We start from the raw sequence: 15,579 nt of genomic DNA, 5'->3' as shown, positions 1-15,579 counted from the left end.
CACCGTCAGCACCGCCGAGACGGCCAGCGACCCAAAGCAGCCCAGCCGGTTGGAGAAGAACACGAACATGGGCTACCCCTCCGCCCGGCGCGTCTTGCCGGCGCGGCGGCGCCAGAAGGCCTTTTCCACCTCGACAATGAGGAAGATGCCGACCAGCGCCGCGCCGATGATGGCCCAGTACATCAGCGGCATGGCCGTGCTGCCGAACAGGTACTGCATGGGCCCGGTGTAGGTCCAAAGGATCTGCGCGGCGATGACCAGTCCGGTGGCGATCAGTGCCGGGCGCGAGCCCGTCAGGCCCTTTGCCGACAGGGACCTGTCCGTCAGCTTGCGGATGTTGAACAGATAGGCGATCTCGCCGGCGACCAGCATGTTCACCGCCGCCGTGCGCGCCAGGTCGGCGTTCTCCTCCGAGCCGCCGCCGGCATAGAGGAAGATGCCGAACACCGCGCCCACCAGCAGCAGCGAGACGAACACCACGCGCCACACCAGGAAGCGCGTCAGGATGGGCTCGTCGGGATCGCGCGGGGCACGGGCCATGACGTCGTCCTCCGCCGGCTCGAAGGCCAGCGACAGGCCCAGCGTCACGGCGGTGACCATGTTGATCCAGAGAATCTGCACCGGCGTGATGGGCATGGACATCCCCAGCAGGATCGCCGCCATGATGGACAGCGCCTCGCCCCCGTTGCTGGGCAGCAGGAAGGTGATCGCCTTGCGGATGTTGTCGTAGACCGTGCGGCCTTCCTCCACCGCGTTGGCGATGGAGGCGAAGTTGTCGTCGGCGAGCACCATCTCGCCCGCCTCCTTGGCGGCCTCGGTGCCCGCGATGCCCATGGCGACGCCCACGTCGGCGCGCTTCAGGGCCGGCGCGTCGTTGACGCCGTCGCCGGTCATGGCGCAGACCGCACCTTTGGCCTGGATGGCCTGCACCAGGCGCAGCTTGTGCTCCGGCGAGGCGCGGGCGAACACGTCGACGTCGGCCACCTTGTCCTGCAGCTCCTCGTCCGAGGTGTCGCCGATGTCCTTGCCGGACATGGGGTTGTCGGTGTGGTCCAGCCCGATCTGGGCGCCGATGGCGGCGGCGGTCAGGGCATGGTCGCCGGTGACCATCTTCACGTTTATGCCGGCGTCGTGGCAGTGCTGGACGGCATCGATGGCGCTCTGTCGCGGCGGGTCGAGCAGGCCGACCAGCCCCACCAGCACAAGGCCGCTCTCGACCGCATCCTCGGACAGGGACCCGTCGCCGGCGTCCGGCTTGTCCGCCAGGGCCAGCACGCGGACCCCGCGCGACGACAGATCGTTGACGCGCTCCTCCCAGCGGTCGCGGTCGATGTCCTTGTCGCCCTCGGCGGTGGCGACCTTGTCGCACATATCGATGATCACGTCGGGTGCGCCCTTGACGTGAATGACGCTGCCGCCGCCCTCGGGGTCGCGGTTGAGCGTCGCCATGTACTTGCGTTCGGAATCGAAGGGGATGACGTCCTGCCGCTCGGCCTTCTGGTGCAGGTCCTTGAGGTCCATGCCGGCCTTGGCGGCGGCCACCACCAGGGCGCCCTCCGTCGGATCGCCGGCGATGGTCCATTCGTCGTCCTTTTGCTCCAGCGCCGCCTCGTTGCACAGGGCGCCGGTCAGCAGGAATCGGCGCAGCAGTGGTGCGTCGTCCAGGCTTTCGATGGTTTCCCCCTTCGCGCCCGACTCCTGGCCCTCCCGGCCCTCCTGTTCCTCGTCGTCGCGGCCGGCGGTGCCTTCCTCGACGAAGCGGAAGTCGCCCTCGGGTTTGAAGCCGGTGCCGGAGACCTCAAGCTCGCCGTCCTCCACCGCGATGATGCGGGCGGTCATTTCGTTGCGGGTAAGCGTGCCGGTCTTGTCGGTGAAGATGGTGGACACGCTGCCCAGCGTCTCCACCGCCGGCAGCCTGCGGATGATGGCGTTGCGCTTGGCCATGCGCTGCACGCCCAGCGCCAGCGTGACGGTCACCAGCGCCGGCAGGCCCTGCGGAATGGCGGCGACTGCCAGCCCGACGCCGGCCAGGAACATCTCCTGCAGGCCGCGACCATAGACCAGCGCCCCGAAGGCGCCCATGGCACCGGCGATGATGAGGATGATGACGGCCAGGATCTTGGCGAAGTGGTCCAACTGCCGCATGAGCGGCGTCTGGGTTTCCTCCACTTCCTCCAGCATTTCCGAGATGCGGCCGATCTCGGTGCGCTTGCCGGTCTCGACCACCACGCCTTCGCCGGTGCCCTGGGCCACCATGGTGCCGGCGTGCGCAAGGCTGGAGCGTTCGGCCAGGTCCGTCTCCTCGTCCACCGCGTCGGGGGTCTTGTCGACGGCTTCGGACTCGCCGGTCAGCGCGGCTTCCTGGATGCGCAGGCGGTTGGCGTTTAGCAGGCGGATGTCGGCGGGGACCCGGTCGCCCGCCTCGATGACGACGATGTCGCCGGGGGCCACTTCCTCGGCGTCGATCTCGGCCTTGGAGCCGTCGCGCTTGACCGTGGCCTTGGGCGAGAGCATGCCCTTGATGCTCTCCAGCGCCTTTTCGGCCTTGCCCTCCTGATAGAAGCCGATGATCGCGTTGATGATCACCACGCCGAAGATCGCGCCGGCGTCGATCCACTGGCCGAGCACCGTGGTCACGATACCGGCGATGACGAGGATGATGATCAGCACGTTCTGGAATTGCGCCAGCAGCCGCTTCCACCAGGGCCGGGCTTCTTCCTGCCGCAGGATGTTGCGGCCGTGCTTTTCCAGGCGCTGCTTCGCGTCGTCGGGCCCAAGGCCCTCGCGCCGGGAGTCCAGCCGCTCCAGGGCGTCCTCGCCGGAGACGGCATGCCAGGCCGTGCGCTCGTTGTCCTCCTGCGCGGTATCCTTCATGGGAATCCGGGTCCTTCCATTCCTGGTCGTGCAGAGTCCTCAGTGCAAGAACCAGGGCCGGGGGTGGAAAGTTGCCGCGTTGCCGCTGCGGCGTCAGCCGGTGATGCCGCGGGGAAGGGCGGCGCCATTGCCCGCCGCGCACTTTGTTGCGACCATTGAGGCCCTTTCTCACCGGCGGGCGCGCGCATGAGGCTGTCCTTCACCGTCTGCAAGCTGGCATGGCGCGACCTGCGCGGCGGGCTCGGCAGCCTGTGGTTCGTGGTGCTGCAGATCGCGCTGGGCGTCGCCATGATGGCGGCCGTGGGATCGCTGGGCGGGGCGGTGCTCGACAGTCTCACGTCCGTCGGGCGGCAGGCGGCCGGCGGCGATCTGTCCCTGCGGCTGTTCCATTCCCCCGCGACGCCCGACCAGCGTCGCCTGCTGGAAGGGCTGGGCACGGTCAGCGAGATCGCGGAGTTGCGGCCGGTGGCGGAAACGGCCGACGGCCGGCGGCGGACGCTGGTCGAACTGAAGGCCGTGGACGACGCCTGGCCGCTTTACGGAGAGGTGGCGATCACGGGTGCGCCCTCGCTCGACAATGTGCTCGACCGGCGCGGCGGCGCCTGGGGCGCGGCGGTCGGGCCGGACCTTAAGGAGGCGCTGGGTCTCTCGGTCGGGGACCGTCTGCGGCTGGGCGACCTGGAGGTCACCCTGCGCGCGGTGGTCACGCACGAGCCCGACCGGCTGTTGCGGGCCCTTTCCCTGGGCCCGCGCGTGATCATCGACAAGGGCGCGCTGGCGGAAACGGGGCTGACCCCGCCCGGCGCGCCGGTCTACTGGTACTATCGGCTGCGCCTGGACGATGAAACGGATGCCGACGACGCCCTCCGCCTGCTGACCGAGCGGCAGCCCGATGCCGGCTGGCGCATCGTCGACGGCCGGCAGGGCGTGCCCGGCGCAGAACGGACGCTCGACCTTGCGCGCACCCTGTTCCTGCTCATCGCCATGGCCGTCCTGGTGGCCGGGGGGCTGGGGGTCGGCAATGCGGTGCGTGCCCATGTGGAGCGGCGCCTTCCCACGGCGGCCACCCTGAAGGTTCTCGGCGCCCGGCCGCGCCAGGTGTTCGGCATGCTGCTCGCCCAGGTGCTGGGCGCCGCCGTGGTTGCTGCCCTGATCGGCGGTGCGGCGGGCGGCGGCGCGGCCGCCCTGGCGCTGCGCCGGGCACCGGACTGGATCATCGGGACCGCTGCGCCGTGGCAGCCGGAAGCTTTTGGAATGGCGATGGCGGTGGGCGTTTTGGCGGCGGCTGCCTTCGCGATCCGGCCGCTGGCCTGGGCCGCCGCGCATCGCCCGCCGGAGGTGTGGCGGCGCGCGCTGGTGCCGGCGGGCGGGCGCGGCGGTCGTCGGGCGCGGATGGCCTCGGTCACGGTCGCTGCCGCGGCGGTGGCCGTGGTGGCCGCCTGGACCGGAATGGCGGTGGCGACGGCGGCCTTTGTTGTCGTTTGCGCGGCGGCGGCGGCCGCCTTCGCGGTGGCGGGGCGCGGGCTGGCGCGGCTTGCCCGGCGATTGGCGCGTGGGCGGCGCGGGGCAGTGCGGGTGGCGCTCATCAACATCGGCAGGCCTGACGCCCCGACGGTGCCGGTGACGGTGGTGCTCGGCCTGTCCCTGGCGCTGGTGACGGCCGTGGGGCTGACGGGCCGGGCGGCCCTGCATCACCTGGACGCCACTCTGCCCGCCGAGGCGCCGGACGTCTTCGTTCTCTCCGTCCCGCCCGAGGCCGACGCGGCGCTGCGGGCCCGGCTGGAGGAGGACGTGCCGGGCCTGCGGCGGGTGGAGACCGCCCCCTTCCTGCATGCCCGGATCAGCCGGCTGAAGGGCACGCCGGTGGCGGAGGCCGACGTGCCGCGCTCCGTCGCCTGGGCGGTGCGCGGCGACCGGGGTCTGAGCTGGCGCCGCCTGCCGCGCCCGGGAACCGAGCTTGTGGCGGGGGCGTGGTGGGCCGAGGACCATGCCGGGCCGCTTCAGGCCTCGGTGGATGCGCGGGTGGCGGACCGTCTGGACCTGGCCGTGGGCGACGCCCTGACGCTCGCCACGCCGGCGGGGCCGATGACGGCCACCGTCGCCAACCTGCGCCGCATGGACTGGACGGCCCTGGACCTGGATTTCCCCATTATTCTCTCGCCGCCGGCCGAGCCGCCGCCACACAGCCGGATCGCGGCCGTGTGGGCTCCCGGGGATGCGCTCACGGTGGTGGAGGACGCTGTCGCCGACGTGGCCCCGCACGCGCCCGTGCTGCGCATGGCGCCGGTGCTGGAGGCGCTGCGGGACACGGTGGCTCAGGTGCAGGCGCTGCTGCTCGGGCTGGCCGGCTTCGCGCTCGGGGCCGCGGCCCTGGTCCTGGCGGCGACGGTCCTGGCAAGCGCGCGGGCGCGGCAGCACGACGTCACCGTCCTGCGCGCCCTGGGCGTGGCGCAGCGGCAGGTGGACCGGGTGCTGGTGCTGGAGTTCGCCCTTTTGGGGGCCGCCGTCGGTCTTCTGGCGGTGCCGGTGGGCACGGGCGCCGGACTGGCCGTGGCCGCCGCCGTCACGACGGCGCGCGACGCGACCGATGCCGCGCTGCCGCTGGCGGTGGTCGCGTCGACCGTGATGGTGATGGCGGGGGTCGGCCTAGGCTTGGCTCGCCGCCTGCGCCGGCAGCCGCTGGCGGCGGCATTGCGCCGCGTGGCGGAGGAGTGAGAACCGTCGTGGCAGTCACGGCCGTCCGGGGGGCGGCGCCGTCCCCGGCAGACCGCGGGGCGGCGGTCAGTCGCCGCCTTTAGGGCCTTGATCGTCCTGCTTGCCCGTCTCGTCTTTTGGGCGCGTCGGTGTTCTGTTGTCGCAGCCGTCCCCGGTCCAGTCGTCGTGCAGGTACTTCTGCTGCTCGCTGATGCGCTTGATTTCGGCGTCGCTGGGCGGCTCGGGAATGTGCGGGTCGGGCATCGTGGCCTCCTGCGGTGGCGGCGTTGTCAACCGTATCAGGAGGATACGCCCACTGGGCGGCATCGGTTGGGTGCCCCAGGGCGCCGCCGTCCTTCCGCTGTCGCCCGAAACGACGAAACCCCCAGGTTTCCCTGGGGGCTTCGGTGGTGGGCGTGGCTGGGATTGAACCAGCGACCCCTACGATGTCAAGGAAGGACCTCGATCAAGAAGAAGCCGGAAAATCAATGCCTTGTTACCGGCTCATTTCGCCGCGGTTTCACCGCATCAGATCTCGAGGTTAGCCATCCGCCGCGAGGAGAAAAATCGGAAGCGGCGGTACGACGGTCTCGGCCGCCGCTTTCGTGGGCCCATGGGAATGTCGTTTCCAGCCGTTTCGTCGCCCGGGCGAAAAGTCTCTCTCAGCCTCTTTCTTGGGTGCGGAAGAAGCTCTCGATCGTAGCGCTGTCGAGGCAATTGCCAATTCGCAGACAAAGCGGAGTATCAGCTGAGCAGGGCAGGTTGTTCCAGTACATCTGGCCCATTTCCCGGCGGGGGCTCCCTCTGTGACAGCGTGCTTGCGACACTCTGATGTGTGTCGTTTAGTGAGCAAGACGCAGGGGGATGTGAGCGATGTCGAAGGCCATGCCTACGTTTGCAGTTGATGGGGCCGTGCCTTCATCTGACCTTCTCCCCGAAAAGCGATCCATCCGGCGGGTGAGTTTCCCGTAACATCCCAGCAAAGGGGGAACTCATCATGAAGCGCACCAGGTTCACCGAAGAGCAGATCATCGCCATCCTGAAGGAGGCGGAGGCCGGGGAGATGCCGGCCAATGCCGTCTGCCGGAAGCACGGCATCAGCGAGCAGACATTCTACCGCTGGAAATCCAAGTTCGGCGGCATGGAGGTCTCCGACGCCAAGCGGCTGAAGGCGATGGAGGAGGAGAACCGGCGCTTGAAGACGCTGGTCGCCGACCTGACGCTGGACAACTCCGCGCTGAAGGAACTTCTGACAAAAAAGTTCTGAGGCCCGCGCAGCGACGGTCGGCGAGCGCGTGGCTGATGTCCGAGAAGGGTCTCAGCCAGCGCCGCGCCTGTCGGCTCGTGGGCCTGAGCCGCGCCGTGGCACGATACGCATCCCGTCGCCCGCCCGACACCGCCCTGCGGCACCGGCTGCGGGAGCTGGCGGGGCAGCACAAGCGCTACGGCTATCTGCGCCTGCACGTCCTGCTGCGGCGGGAGGACCTCGTCATCAACGCCAAACGCACCTACCGCCTGTACAAGGAGGAAGGCTTGACCGTGCGAACCAAGAAGCGCCGCCGGCTGCCGGGGCGCGAGCGTGTACCGTAAGCGGGGCTTGTTGCCCACACTGATCAGCCGTTGACGGCGGCCTCCCAATTCCAGGGGAGGAGCTCGTCCAGCCGGCATGCGGGGAAGTCCGTGACGATCGTCTCGATGACGCTCTTCAGATAGGCGAAGGGCTCGACGTCGTTCAGCTTCGCCGTCTCGATGAGGGACGCGACGATGGCCCAGTGGTCGCCGCCGCCGTCGGAACCGGCGAATAGCGAATTTTTCCTGACCAGAGTCACTGGCCTGATGCAACGTTCGACGGCATTGGTGTCCATCTCGACACGGCCGTCGTCGAGGAAGACGCAGAGGCCGTCCCAGTGGTTGACGGCGTAGCGCAGGATCTCGGCGAGCGGCGCCTTGCCGGACACGCGGGCGAGCTGGGCGTCGATCCAGGTCCGCATGCTCTCCACCAGGGGGCGGGTCCGAGCGGCCCGTTTGGCTTGGCGCTCCTCCGCCGCCTGACCGCGGATCTCGCTCTCGATGCGGTACAGTTCGGCGATCCGGCGCAGGGCTTCCTCGGCCACCGGCGAGCCCTGCTTCACATGAAGCTCGTAGAACTTGCGCCGCAGGTGGCTCCAACAGAAGGCGAGCGTGATCGGCAGCGGCAAGGCGGCGCCGGCCTTCGCCGTGACGAGGCTCTTGTAGGCACCATAGCCGTCCACCTGGAGGATGCCGGCGAAACCGCCGAGGTGATCGCGCGCGTGGTCCGCGCCCCGGCCGACGGCATAGACATAGGCGACCGCCGGCGGATCGCCGCCGCCCCAGGGCCGGTCGTCCCGGGCGTAGGCCCAGAGCTGCGCCGTCTTGGTCCTGCCGCGCCCCGGGTCGAGCACCGGCAGGCGCGTCTCGTCGGCGTAGAGCTTGGCCGACGACAGCAGGTGCAGCCGCAGCCGGTCGTACAGCGGCTTCAGCCACCAGCATGCGTGGCCGACCCAGCCGGCCAGCACCGAGCGGTCGATCTCGATGCCCTGGCGGGCCAGGATACGGGCCTGGCGATAGAGCGGCAGGCCGTCGGCGTACTTGCCGATCAGCACCTGGGCGACCAGGGCCTCCGTCGGCAGGCCGCAGGCCACGACATGCTCGGGCGCCGGCGCCTGCACCACGCCGGTCTCGCAAGCCCGGCAGCCGTAGCGCGGACGCCGGGTGACGAGGATGCGGTACTGCACCGGCACGACGTCGAGCCGCCGGCTGACGTCCTCGCCGATCACGTGCCGCTCGCCGTTGCAGCAGGGGCAGACCTTGTCCTCGGGCGCGACGTCGATGACGCGCTCGATCTCGGGCAGGGTCTTGGGCAGCGATGCCCGCTCGTCACCCGTCCGCCGGCGGCGCCGCTCCACCGGCGCGGCCGCATCCATCTCGGCATGGACGGCGGCGATGCTCTGCTCCAGGTCCTCGAAGGAGAGCGCCAACTGGTCGGGGTCGAGCTTCTCGGAGCGCCGGCCGAACATCAGCCGCTTCAACTGCGCCAGAAGGTGTTCGAGTCGGTCGGCGCGGTCCTTTTCGACGTCGCGTTCAGCCGTCGCCGCGTCCCGCTCCTCGGCCAAAGCCAGAACCAGCCGACGCAGGTCGGCGGCATCGGTCGGCAGGGTGTCGAGGTCGAGCGGCATGGCCGGATTTTACCCGCTCCGGAGGCGCCGGGCCAGCCGGAAACCGGCTCAACAGGCGGCTTCCGGCGTTTCCACGGGCCGCCGCCGCACGCGCGACCAGTCGAGCCCTTCGAGCAGCATCGCCATCTGTGCCGGCGACACCGTGACGACGCCGTTACGCACCGGCGGCCACGTGAAGCGGCCGGTCTCCAGCCGCTTGTACCTCCGTGGAGAATGCGACCCCTACCGTCGCAGCGCACCAGTTAGTCCAGGTCACGCACCCGTTCCATCCTCTGAGGGAGCGATGGTTGCCATGCGTGGGCCGGCGCTTCAACCGGCTCGGCGAACGCCTGCTGCTTCAGGCGGAAGATGGCTCGGTCTGGTCGGTTCCGCCGCAGTGGACCGATCTTTCGAGCCCGGATCCCGAGGTGGTTGTCGGCGACGGCCGCACGCCATTGCGGGTGACGGACTTGATTGCTCTCGCCGACGTGGTGGAGCGCCTTTCCAGCAGATTGGTCGACCGTGGGGGCCGCAATGTGTAAGGTCAATTACGCCGCACATGTAAAGCGAATTACGCCGCGACAGAGCTTTGAAGGTTCTTATTTCCCTTCTTCCGCGTGTAGCGGACGTGGGTACGGCGGTGAGAAGCTTGACCTGTATGCGGAACGCGGTATAAATACCGTTACACCTTCTCTACCTCTCGTCCTCGGATTCGTCGATGCCTGCGAAGTACGACAGCAAGCGCTCGAAGGCCGAGGCCCTCATCGAGGAGGGCACCTTCAATGCGACGCCCGAGAAGGTGCGCGATCCGAAGTTTCGCGACAGCGAGTTCTTCGACCCGCACGACGCTGTCCAGGTCAAGTACGAGATGCTCCGTCGCGTCTCCACCGACGGCGTGTCGGTAACCGAGGCTTCGAACGAGTACGGCTTTTCGCGGCCGACCTATTACCAAGCCAAGGCCAACTTCGACAACGGCGGAATTGCCGGACTGGTGCCGGCGAAACCCGGCCCACGCGGCCCCCACAAGATCGACGACGAAGTCCTCGCGTTCCTGCGGGCGAGGCTTATCCCAGGCGAGCCCGTCCGCGCCCGGGAACTGGCAAAGCTCGTACACCAGGAACTTGGCATCGAGCTCCATCCCAGAACAATCGAGCGCGTTCTAAAAAAAACTCGCGCCTGACGGGCGCAACGACGGCAGCGGGATCGGCCCTGCCATCGGCCATTGCAACCCGGTACGAGCTGCTTCGCGGAGCAGCTCTCGGCGAGGCGCTGCCGATCGACGCCCGTAGCGGCCTCGCGCTCTTCCTGCGCCGCGGTATGTGGGGATGGGCCCGCGCTCTGACCGCAGCCGCAAGTTCCCCTCAAGAGCCAGTCTACGCTTCGTCACTCGCCGTCCCGGCGCGGCGCGGGCACAACGTTGCCGTTCACGTCCTCGCATCAATCGTCGGAAGCATCCACGATCGGAGATCGTCATGAACGCCCACATCAAGGTCCAGCCTTCGCACCTCAAACGCGGTGCCTACCTGTACATCCGCCAGTCCTCGATGCGGCAAGTGGTCGAGAACGCCGAGAGCGCCAAACGGCAGTACGGACTTCGTGGGCGCGCCGTGGCTCTCGGCTGGCGCGACGAGCAAATCATCGTCATCGACAATGACCAGGGCGAATCCGGCGCATCGGCGGCGTGGCGAGAGGGCTTCCAGCGACTGGTCAGCGACGTCGGCATGGGCCGCGCCGGGATCGTGATGGGCCTGGAAGTCTCCCGTCTGGCGCGCAACAACGCCGACTGGCAGCGCTTGCTGGAGATCTGCGCCCTCGCCGATACCCTGATCCTTGACGAGGACGGCGTGTACGATCCCGCGAGCTTCAACGACCGGCTCTTGCTCGGCCTCAAGGGAACGATGAGTGAAGCCGAACTGCACGTGATCAAGGCGCGGCTCCGCGGCGGCATCCTCAACAAAGCGCGCCGCGGCGAGTTTCGCTGCCCCCTGCCGACGGGGCTGGTCTATGACGATGCCGGCAACGTGGCCCTTGACCCGGATACCCAGGTCAGAGAGACGATTGCCCATTTCTTCGAGACGTTCGCTCGTGTTGGATCCGCCTCCCAAACCGTCAAGGCCTTCCGTAAGCAGGGCCTGTTGTTCCCTTCGCGCCTGCACGATAGCCGGACCGTGTTTCGATCCCTGACCGCGTCGACCGCGGTGCGCGTCCTGCACAATCCGCGTTACGCCGGCGCCTATGCCTACGGTCGACGTCAATATCGGCGCGCCATCGACGGCAGGAGGACGCTGCGTGCGCGCGACCAGGAAGAATGGCTCGCCTGTATCCCCGATGCCCATCCCGGCTACATCACCTGGGGCCAACACCAGGAGAACTTGAAGATCCTCCAGGAGAACGGGCGAGGCTATGATCAGGCGCGCACATCGGTTCCCCGCGAAGGAGTGGCCCTGCTTCAAGGCCGCGCCGTGTGCGGGCGATGCGGTAGTCGTTTTCGAGTCAAATATGCCGCGCGCCGCGGTCGCCTGGAAGCCTGGTACGTCTGTGATCGCGCACGGACCTCTCGCGGGGAAGCCTCCTGCCAGTCCGTCGCCGGTCCTCCCGTTGATGAGGCCATCGGCATGCTCGTCGCCGACGTGATGACGCCGGCCGTCGTCGAGATCGCCCTCGACGTCCGCCGGGAAGTCGAAGCCCGACATGAAGAGGCTGACCGACTGCGATGCCGTGCGATCCAGCGCGCCCAGATCGAGGCCGAACTCGCCCAAAGGCGTTTCATGCTCGTCGATCCCGGCAACCGCCTCGTCGCCGATACGCTCGAAGGCGAATGGAACGAGAAGCTCCGTTTGCTGGCCGATGCCCGCCACGAGCGCGAGCGCACCCGCGAGTACGACCGGGTCGTAGTCGACGAAGCTGTCCGGGAGCGGCTGGTCGCGATGACTACGGATTTCAAGAAGCTTTGGGCGCATCCGGACACGCCGAACCGCGACCGCAAGCGGCTGCTCGCCCACATCATTGAGGATGTCACCCTCGTCAAGCTGCCCACGGAAGGCACGACTAAGGTCCATGTTCGATTCAGGGGCGGCAAGACCGAGACGATCACCACACTCAACCCGAAGTCTTCCGCTCAGCAAGTCAAGACCCCGATGCATATCGTCGAGCTCGTCGATAAGCTCCTCGACGATCACATCTACTCGGAGATCGCGGAGATCCTGAACCGCCAAGGACATCACCCGGGAGGGGCGACGCGCCGCGGTCGTCAGGATGCGCGTTTCACTCCGCTGCGAGTGGCTTATCTCGCTCATCAGTACAAACTTCGCTCGCGCTACGACCGCCTGCGGGACCGCGGGATGCTGACGAAACAAGAGGCGGCGGCGCGTCTCGGCATTCACGAGCACACCCTCGCACGATGGGCCAAACACGGACTCGTTATCGGCCATCACTACAACGGCCAATATCGCCTGTACGAGATTCCCGACTCGGACCTCCCGAAAAAGCAGTGCAGCCGATGGAACACGCTCGCCCATCGGGTAGCCGAGCGTGCGAAAAACGAAGCCACGCAAAACCATCATCTGGATGTGGAAGAGGTGTAGTATGAACTCAGATCTTTGTAGAACAGGCACAGGCCGCTGCCGTCCCACGCCAGGATCTTGACCCTGTCCAGCCGCTTCGAGCGGAAAACGAAGAGGTCGCCGCAGAAGGGATCGCGCCGCAGGGCTTCCTGCACGACCGCCGCCAGACCGTCGTGTCCTTTGCGGAAATCCACCGGCTGCGTGCAGAGCACCACCTTCACGCCCGTCGGCGGCGCGATCACCGCGGCCTCCGCAGGGCGCCGATGACGGCGACCGCCAGGGCGGGATCGACGTCGCCCGACAGCACGGCATGCCCGCCATCGACCACGACGTCGATGCGACCCGGCCGCCGTGCATCGGGCTGCGGCGGACGCGCCTCCAGTTTCGGAGCTTCGACCACCATCTCGGCGAACGGATCGCCGGCTGCGACCGCGGTTCCCTTGGCGATGCCGGCATCCCGTCGCCACACCGTCAGCAGGCCGCGGTTCACCCCGTACCGCCTCGCCACGTCCGAGATGCAGGCGCCCGGTTTCGCGCTCGCTGCCACGATCTCCGCTTTCTCATCCGCCGTCCACCGTCGGCGCTGCCGGCGGCCAGTGATGACCTCCACCCGCTGATAAGGCCTGGCTTCATCTCTGTCTCCAAGCCAGGCATCAAGTCTGTCGTCATCCATCGTGGCCGCACCTCGCTCGCCTCGGAAAGCGATCACGATGCGGCAGAGCTCGCTTCGTCAACAGGTGGGGGAGGAGCCCCGCTTACGTCGATATGGGGAACAGCCATGATGCGCCAAATCGCGCCGGCCGCGCGATCGAACATCCAAGCCGGAACCTCCAATCGCCGAGCGGATGCTTGGCCGGAAAGGCTGCAACGGAAAACGGCCGCACCCTGCTTCTCAACCACATCGTGAATGTGAACCCGGCGACCGGCCCAAGGATGCCATGGATAGAGAACCTCCCGATCCTCGGTCCCGTGGGTGTTCCGGCGTCGCGTTGTACAATGAGGCCCGCCCGCACAGCGCCCTAGGCTACGCCACACCCGCCGACTTCGCCCGACGATGTGCCGCCCTCCGGTCGCCTGCGGCTCCTTCCGCCCAACAGACCGTCGCTAGCAGCGGCCAGAGCATGTTATCAACCGAAACACTCACCCTCTGAACGGATCGGCTTCAGGGGGACGGTCACCAGCGCACGCGGGTTTCCGCGATCTCACGGATGCGTTTTCGGAGGTCGGCCTGCGCGCCGCGGATGGAGCGGTAGTGATAGCTCGACCGCTCGGCCTTGAGGACCGCGCAGGCGCGGCGGATGCTGACCCGCCAGGTCTGACGCACATGGTCCACCAGCTCCCGCCGGCGCGCAGGCCCTAAAGCTTTCGCTTGATGACGTCCTGGAGCATCTCCTTGTCCAGCGCCAGGTCGGCCACGATGCGCTTGAGGCGGCCGTTCTCCTCCTCAAGCTGGCGCAGCCGCTTCATCTCCGACGGCATCAGGCCGCCGTACTTCTTGCGCCAGCGGTAGTAGGTCTGCACCGAGATCCCGGCCTTGCGGCAGACCTCCTCGACCGACGTTCCCTCCTCGGCCTGGCGCAGGATGAACGCGATCTGCGCCTCGCTGAAGTTCGACCTCTTCATCGTCGTCTCCCGGTTGCTCGTCTTCCACGGTAACCGAGAATTTTCTCACCTCAAGTAGTCCAGGAAACCGGGAGGAGGTCAATGGTACGGGAAACGCACCCTCCGGGTGGACCGCTTTTCGGGGGGAAGGTCAAAGTCGGACCACACGACAACGCCCCGATCCATTCGGACCGGTGCTTTGGCGTTAGAGCAATGAAAAGACTATATAATCGTGGTTGCGGGGGCAGGATTTGGCTGAGATTTGACCGTGGAGGCGGCTGGCGTCGTGCCAGTTCTCGCTGATGACCAAGAACGCGGTCCTTACCACTTCACGTTCCCTCCATTTTTCATCTGCCGCACGACGCGCAGGCTTGCCGCCTGCTGAACCTGCTCAACGGCATGGCGTTGAAGAAAGACCGGCCTTGCACCCATGCGGTCGGCACCGACGCCTCAGGGAGCATGCCTTGGTCATTGGGTTTCTCCGCAGCCTGCTCGTGATCGCGATCTTGGCTGCGACCGCCGCATCGTTTGCGCCACTGTTCGATACGAACGCGTGGTGGATCCGCATCCTGGACTTTCCGCGGATGCAACTCCTTGTGGGGCTGACGACGCTTCTGGTCTTCTACGTCCTTTTCTTCCGTCCCCTGGTGTGGTGGGACGTTGCGGTCTGCCTGCTGGGGGCGGCGGCCATCGCGTACCACGGGTTCACGCTCTATCCCTACATGCCCTTCGCCGATCGGCCGGTGCGACAGGTTGCCAAATGCGACGCCGCGTCGCGCCTCTCCATCCTCTCGGCAAACGTGGAGGAGTCGAACCGCGAGGCGGATCGTGTCATTGAACGTGTTCGCGAAACGGATCCCGACGTCTTCCTCGCGATGGAAACCGATCCCTGGTGGGACGAGAAACTGGCTGTACTTGAAGACATGTTCCCCCACAGCGTGGCAGCCATCACTGCCAATACCTTTGGGATGCACCTGTTTTCCAAACTGCCCCTGCTGGAACCGGACGTTCGGCGGGAGGTCGGCACGGACACGCCGGCCATCTTCACGGGCATTATGCTCCCCAATGGAACGGAGGCACGACTGCTCGCCATCCATCCAAGACCGCCAGCCACCTTTCAGTCTGCGTCCAACCGCGACCGCCAGATCCTGCGGGCGGCAGGAGTTGCACAGGAGAGTGCGAGCCCCGCAATCGTCGTCGGCGATTTCAATGCGGTGCCCTGGGAGAGGGTCCTCCATCAGGCGCGCGGCGTCGGCAAGCTCCTCGATCCGCGGCAGGGACACGGTTTCATGAACAGCTACAGGGTCGGCTTCATGCCCATGGTGGCGTGGCCCCTGGACTACGTCCTGTTCCAGGACACATTCGCCCTGCTGTCCTACGAGCTTCTTCCGGAGGTCGGCTCCGACCACTACCCCCTCTACGCGGTCCTGTGCCATGGGAAGGCGGCCGCCGATTGAACCGCCCGCTTCCTCAAGGACATGTGTCGTCCCCTGAATGATCCTGCTGCGCACGGGCTGGAAGTTCAGCCGGTGGGAGGGGGTCGCCTGCCTGGCCGCCTGCGGCGCGTATTCGACCACCATGTTCTGAGCAGGTTCCTCTCCGCCTCACCACTCAAAGGAGTGGGGTGGGCCAATTCTGAAGACCGACCTGCGTGATACGATCATACCGGT

The 15,579-nt window shown here is 67.4% G+C and carries 11 protein-coding genes and 3 pseudogenes; 7 read left to right on the top strand and 7 right to left on the bottom strand.

The features are described 5' to 3' along the window. Positions 1 to 72: 72 nt before the first annotated feature. Entirely contained in the window at positions 73 to 2,874 is a 2,802-nt protein-coding gene (locus LG334_RS22640) for a cation-translocating P-type ATPase (RefSeq protein WP_404381722.1), read from the bottom strand. A 186-nt stretch (positions 2,875 to 3,060) separates the two neighbouring features. Between LG334_RS22640 and LG334_RS22635 the strand changes: the two genes are divergently transcribed. Next, positions 3,061 to 5,589 carry an ABC transporter permease gene (locus LG334_RS22635; RefSeq protein WP_404381720.1) on the top strand — a complete coding sequence of 843 codons (2,529 nt, stop codon included), beginning with the start codon at positions 3,061 to 3,063 and terminating at the stop codon, positions 5,587 to 5,589. Positions 5,590 to 5,655: 66 nt separating this feature from the next. Here LG334_RS22635 and LG334_RS22630 read toward each other — a convergent pair whose 3' ends face one another. Then, on the bottom strand, positions 5,656 to 5,832 hold the full coding sequence (locus LG334_RS22630; RefSeq protein ID WP_404381718.1) for a hypothetical protein: 177 nt from the start codon (positions 5,830 to 5,832) through the stop codon (positions 5,656 to 5,658). 733 nt (positions 5,833 to 6,565) lie between these two features. On the opposite strand from LG334_RS22630, the pseudogene LG334_RS22625 reads away from it, so the two are divergent. Next, positions 6,566 to 7,155, top strand: a pseudogene (locus LG334_RS22625) (transposase); the annotation flags it as partial. A 26-nt stretch (positions 7,156 to 7,181) separates the two neighbouring features. Here LG334_RS22625 and tnpC read toward each other — a convergent pair. Together tnpC and tnpB (LG334_RS22615) are read right to left on the bottom strand one after the other, a co-directional pair. After that, complete coding sequence (gene tnpC, locus LG334_RS22620) at positions 7,182 to 8,765, bottom strand: IS66 family transposase (RefSeq protein ID WP_404379661.1); 1,584 nt, start codon at positions 8,763 to 8,765, stop codon at positions 7,182 to 7,184. A 48-nt stretch (positions 8,766 to 8,813) separates the two neighbouring features. Then, positions 8,814 to 8,957 carry an IS66 family insertion sequence element accessory protein TnpB gene (gene tnpB, locus LG334_RS22615; protein WP_404386428.1) on the bottom strand — a complete coding sequence of 48 codons (144 nt, stop codon included), beginning with the start codon at positions 8,955 to 8,957 and terminating at the stop codon, positions 8,814 to 8,816. A gap of 104 nt (positions 8,958 to 9,061) precedes the next feature. Here tnpB (LG334_RS22615) and LG334_RS22610 point away from each other — a divergent pair, with 104 nt between their 5' ends. The 3 genes from LG334_RS22610 (at position 9,062) to LG334_RS22600 (ending at position 12,328) form a co-directional block, all read left to right on the top strand. Then, positions 9,062 to 9,286 carry a DUF5372 family protein gene (locus LG334_RS22610; RefSeq protein ID WP_404379502.1) on the top strand — a complete coding sequence of 75 codons (225 nt, stop codon included), beginning with the start codon at positions 9,062 to 9,064 and terminating at the stop codon, positions 9,284 to 9,286. Between the two features lie 176 nt (positions 9,287 to 9,462). Then, positions 9,463 to 9,924, top strand: coding sequence for a transposase (locus LG334_RS22605; protein ID WP_404379504.1), 462 nt, complete (start codon positions 9,463 to 9,465; stop codon positions 9,922 to 9,924). A gap of 292 nt (positions 9,925 to 10,216) precedes the next feature. After that, complete coding sequence (locus tag LG334_RS22600; protein WP_404379505.1) at positions 10,217 to 12,328, top strand: recombinase family protein; 2,112 nt, start codon at positions 10,217 to 10,219, stop codon at positions 12,326 to 12,328. On the opposite strand, the gene tnpB (LG334_RS22595) is transcribed toward LG334_RS22600, so the two are convergent. Then, on the bottom strand, positions 12,304 to 12,549 hold the full coding sequence (gene tnpB / locus LG334_RS22595; RefSeq protein ID WP_404381716.1) for an IS66 family insertion sequence element accessory protein TnpB: 246 nt from the start codon (positions 12,547 to 12,549) through the stop codon (positions 12,304 to 12,306). The two genes, LG334_RS22600 and tnpB (LG334_RS22595), sit on opposite strands and share 25 nt — an antisense overlap. Then, on the bottom strand, positions 12,546 to 12,980 hold the full coding sequence (gene tnpA, locus LG334_RS22590) for an IS66-like element accessory protein TnpA (protein WP_404379658.1): 435 nt from the start codon (positions 12,978 to 12,980) through the stop codon (positions 12,546 to 12,548). The genes tnpB (LG334_RS22595) and tnpA overlap by 4 nt, the downstream gene beginning before the upstream one ends. Before the next feature lie 319 nt (positions 12,981 to 13,299). On the opposite strand from tnpA, the pseudogene LG334_RS22585 reads away from it, so the two are divergent. Beyond that, positions 13,300 to 13,458 (top strand): annotated as a pseudogene (locus tag LG334_RS22585) (IS3 family transposase); the annotation flags it as partial. A 26-nt stretch (positions 13,459 to 13,484) separates the two neighbouring features. Here the strand turns inward: LG334_RS22585 and LG334_RS22580 are convergent. Continuing rightward, positions 13,485 to 13,930: pseudogene (locus LG334_RS22580) on the bottom strand (transposase); the annotation flags it as partial. A 443-nt stretch (positions 13,931 to 14,373) separates the two neighbouring features. Here LG334_RS22580 and LG334_RS22575 point away from each other — a divergent pair. Beyond that, positions 14,374 to 15,366 carry an endonuclease/exonuclease/phosphatase family protein gene (locus LG334_RS22575; protein ID WP_404381714.1) on the top strand — a complete coding sequence of 331 codons (993 nt, stop codon included), beginning with the start codon at positions 14,374 to 14,376 and terminating at the stop codon, positions 15,364 to 15,366. Positions 15,367 to 15,579 lie beyond the last annotated feature (213 nt).

Origin of the sequence: Caenispirillum salinarum, from assembly GCF_044803115.1 — a bacterium.
In the GTDB taxonomy this organism is placed as follows: Bacteria; Pseudomonadota; Alphaproteobacteria; order Rhodospirillales; family Rhodospirillaceae; genus Caenispirillum; species Caenispirillum salinarum_A.
Note: the sequence above shows the minus strand (reverse complement) of the source record. Positions and strands in the feature narration are given on the sequence as shown.